Annotated in this window: 7 protein-coding genes and 1 pseudogene; 2 read left to right on the top strand and 6 right to left on the bottom strand. The window is 47.4% G+C overall.

The window, feature by feature from the left end; genetic code table 11:
• Window positions 1-13: 13 nt before the first annotated feature.
• From PSI17_RS14865 to prpB, 4 genes are all read right to left on the bottom strand, one after another.
• A complete protein-coding gene (locus tag PSI17_RS14865) occupies window positions 14-1,900 on the bottom strand; it encodes a propionate--CoA ligase (RefSeq protein ID WP_273552715.1) in 1,887 nt (628 codons plus the stop codon).
• A gap of 144 nt (window positions 1,901-2,044) precedes the next feature.
• Window positions 2,045-3,508 (bottom strand): bifunctional 2-methylcitrate dehydratase/aconitate hydratase, encoded by a 1,464-nt coding sequence (locus tag PSI17_RS14860; RefSeq protein WP_273552714.1) that lies wholly within the window; start codon window positions 3,506-3,508, stop codon window positions 2,045-2,047.
• Between the two features lie 38 nt (window positions 3,509-3,546).
• Complete coding sequence (gene prpC / locus PSI17_RS14855) at window positions 3,547-4,719, bottom strand: bifunctional 2-methylcitrate synthase/citrate synthase (RefSeq protein ID WP_273552713.1); 1,173 nt, start codon at window positions 4,717-4,719, stop codon at window positions 3,547-3,549.
• The gene (prpB, locus tag PSI17_RS14850) at window positions 4,712-5,617 is read right to left on the bottom strand and encodes a methylisocitrate lyase (RefSeq protein WP_273552712.1); all 906 of its coding nucleotides are present in this window, start codon (window positions 5,615-5,617) and stop codon (window positions 4,712-4,714) included. Before prpB ends, prpC begins: the two co-directional genes overlap by 8 nt.
• A gap of 308 nt (window positions 5,618-5,925) precedes the next feature.
• On the opposite strand from prpB, the gene prpR reads away from it, so the two are divergent.
• The gene (gene prpR / locus PSI17_RS14845) at window positions 5,926-7,629 is read left to right on the top strand and encodes a propionate catabolism operon regulatory protein PrpR (RefSeq protein WP_443256038.1); all 1,704 of its coding nucleotides are present in this window, start codon (window positions 5,926-5,928) and stop codon (window positions 7,627-7,629) included.
• On the opposite strand, the gene PSI17_RS14840 is transcribed toward prpR, so the two are convergent.
• Window positions 7,626-8,831 (bottom strand): hypothetical protein, encoded by a 1,206-nt coding sequence (locus tag PSI17_RS14840; protein WP_273552711.1) that lies wholly within the window; start codon window positions 8,829-8,831, stop codon window positions 7,626-7,628. The genes prpR and PSI17_RS14840 overlap by 4 nt on opposite strands.
• A gap of 280 nt (window positions 8,832-9,111) precedes the next feature.
• Window positions 9,112-9,414: pseudogene (locus PSI17_RS14835) on the bottom strand (pyridoxal-phosphate dependent enzyme); the annotation flags it as partial.
• A 97-nt stretch (window positions 9,415-9,511) separates the two neighbouring features.
• Between PSI17_RS14835 and PSI17_RS14830 the strand changes: the two are divergent.
• The coding region (locus tag PSI17_RS14830; RefSeq protein ID WP_273552716.1) for a transposase family protein at window positions 9,512-9,633 on the top strand (122 nt) is incomplete at its 3' end.

Here is a 9,633-nt window from a genome sequence, read left to right as displayed (position 1 = left end):
TTTCATCCGTTTCTTAATGGGAAATGGCGTCCCGAATGGCTTCCAGTGACGCGGGGTTCTCAATCAGGGCAATATCTTTGGGTTCTCGTCCTTCACAAATGGCCTGCATGGTACGGCGCAACATTTTTCCTGAACGGGTTTTCGGCAATTGCGTGACAAAATAGACCCGTGCCGGACGCCCAACACTGCCGATTTTCTTATCCACCAATGCCATCAACGCCTTTTCCAATGCCGCAAAATGGTCAGCGCTCTGGATTTCCCGCCCTTCTTTGAGTACCGCAAAAGCCACAGCAGCTTGCCCCTTCACTTCATCTTTGATGCCAATGACGGCAACTTCTGCGACATCTTCATGGCTGGCGATGCACTCTTCGATCTCGCGAGTCCCCAAACGGTGGCCGGAGACGTTAATCACATCATCCGAACGCCCCAAAATAAAATAGTAACCCTCGCTGTCGCGCAGCCCCCAGTCAAATGTCGAATAGACTTGCTGGTCAAAGTGCCGCCAGTAGGTATTGATAAAACGGGTATCGTCGCCATAGATAGTCTGAATGCAGCCCGGAGGCAACGGGCCTTTGATAGCCAGCATTCCCTTTTCATTTGCGCCGCACTCCTGACCTGTCAGTTCATTGATCAGCCTGACGTTAAAACCATACATGGGAAAGCCGGTACTGCCAAAACGACTTGGCCTGTCATCTAAACTCCGTGCAATGGCCATAATTGGCCAGCCGGTTTCAGTTTGCCAGTAGTTATCGATCACCGGCACATTAATGGTTTCGGCAATCCAGCGGGCAGTATGTTCATCAAGGGGTTCTCCCGCCAAATAGAGCGTTTCAAGCGATGAGATATCATAGTTGGCGATGCAATCCGTCGGGTATTTTTTCAGGACGCGGATGGCGGTAGGGGCAGAAAACATGCGGGTGACCCGGTATTTTTCGACCATTTGCCACCAAATCCCGGCATCCGGGCGTATCGGCACGCCTTCATACATGACGGTTGCCATGCCGGCGATCAGCGGGGCATAGATAATATAAGAGTGCCCGACCACCCAGCCGATATCCGACGTACAGAAAAAAACGCCGCCAGCCTGACCACCAAAAATAACCGCCATGGAGGTTGCCAGCGCGACGGCATAACCACCGACATCCCGCTGAACCCCTTTCGGGGTTCCGGTGGTGCCTGAGGTATAGAGCACACAGGAGATTTCATTGGACTCAAGCCATGTGATGGGAACCTCGGCATCAAGGTGCTTGTGCCGCAAGGTGGCAAAATCCACATCCCTGCCCTCCACCCAATGAATATCAGCCAGCCCGCGATCGACCATTAAAACATGGCGTGGCGTGTGGCTGGCTAACGCAATGGCTTCGTCCAGCAGAGGCTTATAGGGAATGATTTTGCCGCCGCGTGAACCGGCATCCGCCGAGACGACTAAAACGGGTTCGGCGTTATCCAATCGGCTGGCAAGGCTGTGAGAAGCAAAACCGCCAAAGACTACCGAGTGGATGGCACCAATCCGGGCGCAGGCCAGTAAAATAAACAGGGCTTCGGCCACCATTGGCAGATAAACCACCACACGGTCGCCTTTTTTGACGCCGAGTGACAACATTATCGCGGCGGCTCGATTGACTTCGCGGTGTAATTCTTTATAGGTGAAAATTCGCTCGCTCTGGGTTTCCGTTGAAACGGCAATCAACGCCCTCGCATCGGGTTGGCTCGTCAGCCAGCGATCCAGTGCGTTGTAGCAGAGATTGGTTTTCCCGCCACAAAACCAACGGGCAAAGGGGGGATTGTGATGATCCAACGTTTGGGCAAAAGGCTGCTGCCAATGTATGCGTTTGGACTGTTCTGCCCAAAAAGCATCAGGATCATCTATGGAATGCTGATAGAAATCTTGGAATGACATAATTTCTCCTACCTGCAACCTGAAATCTATTGGGGATACCCGCCGCACTTCAAGAGGCATTGATTATCTCCCCGCGCCGCGGGGAGATAATCAGCTGCTTTCGTCTTAGGAGCGGCAACTTGAAGTTTATAGGATATAAATCAATTATATAACGTACAAATCGAGGTATTCGTTTACCGGAATATCTCGCAATGCCATGAGATCAAGGGAGACTGCCAAGATTTTTTGTTGCTGCTCTTGCGGGAAACGGCGTGCCAGATTGGTTCGGAATTTTTCTTCTAATAGCGGAATGCCATCTTTACGGCGCCGGGCGTGCCCGATCGGGAACTCGACAATGACTTCGTTCAGTTGCGTGCCATCGGTAAATACCACAGTCAATGCGTTGGTAATGGCGCGTTTTTCGGGATCGTGATAGTCACGGGTGAAATCGGCATCTTCGACACAGACTATTTTTTCCCGCAAAACATCAATGCGTGGGTCGGCCGCGATATTATCCTCATAATCCGCCGCCGTCAGACGGCCAAAAATCAGAGGAATGGCGACCATATATTGAATGCAGTGATCCCGGTCAGCGGGATTATTCAACGGCCCCTGTTTATCAATGATTCTGATACAGGCTTCATGGGTACGGATAGTGATTTGGGCAATATCCTCAATCTGTTTGCCGTGCTCTTTCAGTTGTTGATGCAGGATCATTGCCGCTTCTACCGCAGTTTGTGAATGGAATTCTGCCGGAAAAGAGATTTTAAACAGCACATTTTCCATCACATACGAGCCATAGGGACGCTGGAATTTGAAGGCTTGCCCCTTGAACAGGACGTCATAAAACCCCCAGGTTTCGGCAGTCAACGCGGAGGGATAGCCCATTTCGCCGGTTTGGGCGATCAGTGCCAGACGCACGGCACGGGAGGTCGCATCGCCCGCCGCCCAGGATTTGCGAGAGCCGGTGTTGGGCGCATGACGATAGGTTCTCAGGGATTGGCCGTCAACCCAAGCCAATGAAACCGCACTTAATATGGCTTCACGCGTTAGCCCTAACATTTGGGCAACCACCGCCGTGGAAGCCACTTTGACCAAAACCACATGATCCAAGCCGACTTTATTGAACGCATTTTCCAGAGCCAGACAACCCTGAATTTCATGCGCCTTAATCATCGCTGTCAGGACTTCCCACAGGGTTAGCGGCGGTTCTCCGCGGGCAATCGCGTTTCTCGACAGCCAGTCGGCCGTGGCAAGTATGCCGCCAAGATTATCAGAAGGGTGTCCCCATTCCGCCGCCAGCCAAGTGTCATTGAAATCGAGCCAGCGGATCATTGCCCCAATGTTGAATGCGGCCTGAACGGGATCGAGCTGGAATTGGGTTCCCGGTACGCGCGCCCCATGGGGCACTGTGGTTCCCGCCACCATCGGCCCCAGTAATTTTGTGCAGGCCGGGTATTCCAGCGCTTCCAGCCCACAGCCCAGGGTATCGATCAGGCAGTGGTGGGCTGTGGCATAAGCAATTGGGGATGTGATGGTGTAGTCCATGACATAATCCACAATATCCTCAATCACCTGATCGTAATCAGGGCGATGGTTAACAACATGGTTAACAACAGGGGTAGACATAATCAATCCTTAAATCGTGTTATTTGTGAATCGGGTGATTAACGCTGTTCAATTGGTATAAATGTCAGGTTTTCAGGGCCGGTATAGTTCGCTGACGGACGGATGATTTTGTTATCAATGCGCTGTTCAATAATGTGTGCCGACCAACCAGCAGTGCGGGCCATCACAAACAGCGGGGTAAACATGGCAGTCGGTATACCCATCATGTGATAGGACACCGCCGAAAACCAATCGAGATTCGGGAACATTTTCTTGTTGTCCCACATCACAGATTCAACCCGATCGGCAATGTCATACATCTGGGTTGTGCCTGCTTCTTGGGAAAGTTGCAGGGCAATGGCTTTAATCACTGTATGGCGGGGATCGGAAACGGTATACACCGGATGGCCGAAACCGATAATGACCTCTTTTCTTGCCAAACGGGCAAGAATGTCGGCTTCGGCTTGCGCGGTGGTATCATAGCGTTGCTGGATTTCGAAGGAGACTTCATTGGCTCCGCCATGCTTTGGCCCCCGCAGGGCACCAATCCCCCCGATAATGGCAGAATAAGTATCCGAGCCCGTACCGGCAATCACCCGGCTGGTAAAGGTGGACGCATTAAATTCATGTTCGGCGTACAGGATCAGGGAGGTATGCATGGCCTTTTCCCATGAACCACGCGGTTTTTGACCATGCAGGAGATGGAGGAAGTGCCCGCCAATGGAATCGTCATCGGTTTCAACGTCAATACGGCGTCCGTTATGGCTGTAATGATACCAATAAAGCAGGATTGAACCGAGAGAGGCGAGCAGGCGATCCGCGATATCACGGGTGCCGGCGAGGTTGTGATCTTCTTTTTCCGGCAACGTGCAGCCCATGACCGAAACGCCGGTACGCATTACGTCCATGGGATGGGCTATCGCTGGCAGGGCTTCCAGTGCGGCCTTGACGCTGCTGGGCAGGCCGCGCAAGAATTTCAGTTTGTTTTTGTAGGCGGTTAATTCTGCGCGGGAAGGGAGTTTGTCGTGGATAAGAAGATAAGCTATCTCTTCAAACTCACAGTGGGTAGCCAAATCGAGAATATCATAGCCACGGTAGTGTAAGTCATTGCCATTTTTGCCGACGGTACAAAGTGCCGTATTGCCTGCCGTAACGCCGGACAGGGCAACAGATTTTTTCGGTTTGAATGGCGTCGGTTCAGAAACGCCCGTTGTCGTATTTTGCTTACTCATCAGTATCACCTCTGCTATTTTTCTGGGAAAACAGGGCATCCAGTTTTCGTTCAAAATCGTAGTAGTTGATGCTTTCATAAAGTTCATTGCGGGTTTGCATCATATCGATGACGTTTTTCTGGGTGCCATCCCGACGCAAAGTGGTATAAACCTGTTCGGCCGCCTTATTCATCGCCCGGAATGCCGACAGGGGATAAAGGGCAATGGCGACGTTGACGCGCCTGAGTTCTTCGATGGTAAAGAGGGGGGTTGCCCCGAACTCGGTAATATTTGCCAAAACAGGCACCTGCGTTCTGGCCGCGAATTCTTGATACATAGGCAGCGCAGTAATCGCCTCAGGGAACAGCATATCGGCGCCTGCTTCAATATACGCTGTGGCCCTGTCCAGTGCGGCATCCAGCCCTTCTACTGCCAGTGCGTCCGTGCGGGCCATAATGACAAAATGCTCATCGGTGCGGGCATCAACGGCAGCCTTGATGCGGTCTACCATCTCCTGCTTGGCAACAATTTCTTTATTTGGACGGTGGCCACAACGTTTAGCACCGACCTGATCTTCAATATGCACACCCGCAGCACCTGCTTTAATCATAGAACGAATTGTGCGGGCGATATTAAACGCTGATGAACCGAATCCAACATCGGCATCGACAAGCAGGGGTAAGTCACAGACATCAGTAATGCGGCGGACATCAATCAACACATCATCCAGTGTCGAGATCCCCAAATCGGGTAGTCCCAGCGAACCCGCAGCAACGCCCCCCCCTGAAAGGTAAATCGCCTTGTAGCCAGCCCGTTTTGCCAGCAATGCGTGGTTTGCATTAAGGGTTCCGACCACCTGTAACGGAGATTCTGCCTCTATTGCTCGACGAAAAGCCAAACCTGCGGAATAAAATGCCATATATAACCCCGTTGTTACCAAATTGAAATAAATTTGTATTCTATTGTTATTTTATAAGCAAGATTTATGCCAGTGGTTAAAATCGGAGTGATAAATAAGAGGCTAACGAAAAAACTTATTATTTTTGTCTTATAAATTAATGTGATGGGTTGATTTTGGTTAACTGATGGCGACTGTTTAGCGATGGGCTATAATGTCTATTTGTTTCATCTGGGTTCCACTTTGGTTTCATCTTAACTTTATTGTGTTTCATTCTTGTTTCAAATTTTAGAAATGAAACAGTAAAGTGAACCTAATCAGGTGAACGCATGATAAGTGATACAGGAGAAAGTATGGCATTGGTACAGGCAGGGGAAAACAATAAACCCGTCATCTGGACCGTCTCTGTTTCCCGGCTGTTTGATCTTTTTCGTGATATTACACCGGAATTTGCTCATCAGGCGGATATCACGCCGATCCAATTGGGTTTTGAGCGCGCGGTTCAACATATTCGCAAACGACTGGCAACCGAACACTGTGACGCTGTGATTTGCGCGGGATCGAATGGCGCCTATTTAAAAAGTCGTCTATCCGTACCGGTTATTATTGCCAAAGCCAGCGGATTTGATTTTATGCAGGCATTGGCGCGTGCCCGACAAATCAGTTCCCGAATCGGTGTGATTACTTATCAGGATACCTTGCCGGCATTGGAGGCATTTCAGCAGTGTTTCGATTTGCGCATTGAACAGCGCAGTTATGTCACAGAGGAAGATGCTTGGGTGCAGGTTAATGCGTTGAAGGCGGTAGGTATCAACGTAATTGTGGGGGCAGGATTGATCACCGATCTGGCTTATAAAGCGGAACTGGTGGGGATTTTTGTTTATTCGGCAGACTCCATTCGACAAGCATTTCAAGATGCCATAGAGATGGCGCGAATGACCAAACTTAATCAGGCGGCGATTTCGCCTTATCCGACAGAAGATAAGCTACGCACACGGCACACGATCAGCGATATCAGGGGAAATTCCACTGCGATAGACCATGTACGCAATACGATTATGCTGTATTCCCGTTCGACAGCCACGGTGTTGATTCAGGGAGAAAGTGGTACAGGCAAGGAGCTGGTGGCACAGGCTATCCATCATGAATATGCCTTGCGTCACGGGCAGTTGGCGGGCAAGCATCCACGGCCATTTGTTGCCGTTAACTGTGGCGCGATCACCGAGTCTTTGCTGGAGGCTGAACTGTTTGGCTATGAGGAAGGTGCTTTCACGGGGTCGCGGCGTGGCGGGCGGGCCGGATTATTTGAAATTGCGCACAGGGGAACGTTATTTCTGGATGAAATTGGTGAAATGCCGTTGCCGTTACAAACACGGTTATTAAGGGTATTGGAAGAAAAATCCGTTGTCAGGGTTGGCGGGTATCGCCCGATTGCTGTCGATGTTCGGATCATCTGTGCCACGCACTGTGATTTGGATATCTGGGTCAGGGAAGGGCGTTTTCGGGCAGATCTGTTCTACCGCTTGAGTGTATTGCGGATCAACGTCCCGGCATTGAGGCAGAGGGGAAATGATATTGGCTTGTTGGCGGCAGAGTACCTACAACGGGCTTTTGCGGCACTTAACTTACCCGCCTCTGCGTCGAGAATAGCGGAACTGGCTAAGTGTCATGAGGTATTGCACACCTACCATTGGCCGGGAAATGTGCGTGAACTGCGCAACCTGATGGAACGGGCAGCGCTCTATTTGAGTGCCCATCCTGAACAGGTGTTGACCCCGGCATTGATATTATCCCTTTCACCTGAGCGCCATATTGATACGCATGTTATCAGCAACGAGATGAAAGCCGTCCAAATTGAGTCCCCCCCTTTTATTAAAACCCCTTCTCCGGTGCATGATTCAGTGCATAATATTGTGGCACACTTTTCAGGTGATCGACGTGCGGCAGCAGAATATCTGGGAATTAGCCGCACGACGTTATGGCGGAGGTTAAAGCGGGAACAGGGCAAAATGAAAACCATTTCAGAGGATTAAAGATTATCAATGACTGTTTTGGCGTAGGCAAATTTATCGAAAGAAACGAGTTCTATATGATGATCTGTTTTCCTTTTCATTAACTCGGTGGCATATTTAAGCTCTGAATAAGTAATCGGGAAGTTTCTATTGTTGGAGCCAATATCCTTGAAGTCGCTATGTCTCCATTTATGATGGAAATTATCTACATTCATGTTATCTGCTTTTTCAGGATGAAGAGGAGAGCGTTCTTCTACGTAAAAGATCATTTTCTTTATAGGTGAATCTGCCTTACTGGCTTCCAGTTCAGCCCATTCAATGGATAATTTGCATAATTTTCGAATAAAAGACTTTGCAAAACAATTTGTAATGACATCTCCGTGTGCAAACATTTCTTTGTCTTGTTCAGTGATTTTATCCTTCTCTGGGTAATAACGATTTCCGCGTTCATCTATATCATCCTTAAAATTAAGAAGGTGTTTAAATCCTTCTTTATCACTTTGATGGAAAGCATTAAAAATGCCAGAGGTATATTCTCTATTGCCAATATTATAATGGCCGTAAAAAGAATTTGAGATAAATTCATCACTTGAACGATTAGGATAATCATTAGCGCCAAATGTATTTCTAATTTTATTATTTAGGGGGTTCGTAACATTACTTTGGTGTGTGTTTGGTACACTGAACCTTTTCTCTTTTAGGATTTCTTGGTTTCGTTTGGCGTCATTAAGCATATTTTTGGCGAGAAACCCAGCCTGATAATTTTTATACTCTTTATAGTCACCTTTTTTGGTTACATTTTCTTTTCTCCTATTTAACGTGGCACTGATTGATAATTCGGAAAAATTGCCCCTTAAAAAGTCGTATCTCAAAAAATAACTAAGGCTGCGAAATAGGTAATTTATGGTATTTGTATCTATTTTTTTTGTCACGTCTTCACTGAGTTTTGGATCAAAGAAATTATTGTTTTTAACTGATTCATAAAAATAATTAACATAAGTATCTTTTTTTGTGTTGACAAGATATTCACTTTGTCCATTTTTTTCAAAAAACCGTTCAAATTTCATTATGTGGTTACCACCACCACGCGCGAGTATTCCTGAGCTAAAGAGTATATTATCCATCGTGATATAAATATCATTAGGGTTGGCGTCTTTAATATAACTTAGGTAATTTTTTCTATATTCCGAAAACCCATAAACAATAATAATGTTTTTGCTCATCTTAGTGACCTCTTCAATATTTCAATATTTCAATATTATTTCATTAATGATGTTGATATTTTTATATCAGCAACGGTGAACCTTCTGGATTATGATTACCACTTGTTGATTCGTTTATCAACCATACAATGAGTGATTTGAAAGGGTAATGTTATAATGATAGGATTGTATTACGATGATTTTACTCGGAGTTATCATTATTATTTCTGACTTTATTCTAATGACTAACCCCGTGTTTTTATCATGCTAATCGGATATGTTAATTGATAAACAATGTGAGCTAATGAGATTTATTTGCCAATAAATAGGCATAGTGTTTTATATCGATATTCCCGCCACTTAAGATAATGCCAATACGCTGACCTTGCAATTGTTCCCGCAGGGCTTTTGCCGCAGCAAACCCTAAACAGCCGGTAGGCTCGACAATGGTTTTCACTCGTTCGGCTAAAAAGGATATCGCATCAACGAGTTGATCATCTGACGCAGTAAGAATGTCTTTGACCAGATGGTGGATGATAGCAAAATTGTGTTGCCCTAAATGCTGGGTTTGAGCGCCATCTGCAATTGTTTTTGGGGTATCTATATCAGGGTAAGATCACGAACGTTATTTAATCAATATTAATCCATTTGACCCGCGAATTAAGTTGTGATCTTATACTCCTTTTTTCGGGAGTGCCTCAATGATTATCGATGTTTTTTCTCAATATTTCGGTGAGTTACAAGACTCTCGCCAATCTGCCAAAATCAGTTATCCCTTGTTTGACGTGCTTTTCCTGACGATGTGTGCCGTTATCGCGGGGGC

It is taken from the genome of Xenorhabdus sp. IM139775 (assembly GCF_028598745.1).
Classification (GTDB): domain Bacteria; phylum Pseudomonadota; class Gammaproteobacteria; order Enterobacterales; family Enterobacteriaceae; genus Xenorhabdus.
The sequence above is the reverse complement of the archived record's forward strand: the minus strand, read 5'-3'. Positions and strand labels throughout refer to the sequence as shown.

What these genes read in the sequence shown, in the direction of transcription:
- prpB (WP_273552712.1), bottom strand. Translation starts at nt 5,617, where the DNA reads ATGGCATTTTATTCCGCAGGTTTGGCTTTTCGTCGAGCAATAGAGGCA.
- PSI17_RS14860 (WP_273552714.1), bottom strand. Translation starts at nt 3,508, where the DNA reads ATGTCTACCCCTGTTGTTAACCATGTTGTTAACCATCGCCCTGATTAC.
- PSI17_RS14840 (WP_273552711.1), bottom strand. Translation starts at nt 8,831, where the DNA reads ATGAGCAAAAACATTATTATTGTTTATGGGTTTTCGGAATATAGAAAA.
- prpR (WP_443256038.1), top strand. Translation starts at nt 5,926, where the DNA reads ATGATAAGTGATACAGGAGAAAGTATGGCATTGGTACAGGCAGGGGAA.
- PSI17_RS14865 (WP_273552715.1), bottom strand. Translation starts at nt 1,900, where the DNA reads ATGTCATTCCAAGATTTCTATCAGCATTCCATAGATGATCCTGATGCT.
- prpC (WP_273552713.1), bottom strand. Translation starts at nt 4,719, where the DNA reads ATGAGTAAGCAAAATACGACAACGGGCGTTTCTGAACCGACGCCATTC.